Annotated in this window: 1 protein-coding gene; it reads right to left on the bottom strand. The window is 56.3% G+C overall.

Going from position 1 to position 1,133, the window contains the following annotated elements:
• The coding region (locus KDM89_RS19085) for an Ig-like domain-containing protein (protein WP_212689508.1) at window positions 1-1,133 on the bottom strand (1,133 nt) is incomplete at both ends.

The raw sequence follows: 1,133 nt of genomic DNA on the forward strand, positions 1-1,133 counted from the left end.
GTCACTTTACCTGCTGCATCGACAGTAGCAACCGCCGGATTGCTGCTGGTGTAGGTCACTGCACCGTAGCTGCCGCCGGTTAATGTGGAACTCACTGCATTCGTCAGGCTGTTGCCCAGAATGATTTGCAGCGGACCAGCTTGTGTGAAGCTCAGAACAGGTACCGGGGTCGGGTTCACGGTCAGGCTGTACGACTGTGTTGCCTGTACGTTCACACCGACTACCGCAGCTTGCGTTGCTGTGATCGTTACTGTGCCTGCAGAAACAGTGGTGACTTTACCTGCTGCATCCACGGTTGCGACCGCCGGATTGCTGCTGGTGTAGGTCACTGCACCGTAGCTGCCGCCGGTTAATGTGGAACTCACTGCATTCGTCAGGCTGTTACCCAGAATGATTTGCAGTGGACCAGCTTGTGTGAAGCTCAGGACCGGAACCGGTGTCGGGTTCACGGTCAGGCTGTACGACTGCGTTGCCTGTACGTTCACACCGACTACCGCAGCTTGCGTTGCGGTGATGGTTACTGTGCCTGCAGAAACAGTGGTCACTTTACCTGCTGCATCGACAGTAGCAACCACCGGATTGCTGCTGGTGTACGTCACTGCACCGTAGCTGCCGCCGGTTAATGTGGAACTCACTGCATTCGTCAGGCTGTTGCCCAGAATGATTTGCAGCGGACCAGCTTGTGTGAAGCTCAGAACAGGTACCGGGGTCGGGTTCACGGTCAGGCTGTACGACTGTGTTGCCTGTACGTTCACACCGACTACCGCAGCTTGCGTTGCTGTGATCGTTACTGTGCCTGCAGAAACAGTGGTGACTTTACCTGCTGCATCCACGGTTGCGACCGCCGGATTGCTGCTGGTGTAGGTCACTGCACCGTAGCTGCCGCCGGTTAATGTGGAACTCACTGCATTCGTCAGGCTGTTACCCAGAATGATTTGCAGTGGACCAGCTTGTGTGAAGCTCAGGACCGGAACCGGTGTCGGGTTCACGGTCAGGCTGTACGACTGCGTTGCCTGTACGTTCACGCCCACAACAGCTGCCTGTGTTGCGGTGATGGTTACTGTGCCTGCAGAAACAGTCGTCACTTTACCTGCTGCATCGACAGTAGCAACCGCCGGATTGCTGCTGGTGTA

It is taken from the genome of Cognatundibacterium luofuense, assembly GCF_018139685.1.
Lineage (GTDB): Bacteria > Pseudomonadota > Gammaproteobacteria > Burkholderiales > Burkholderiaceae_D > Undibacterium > Undibacterium luofuense.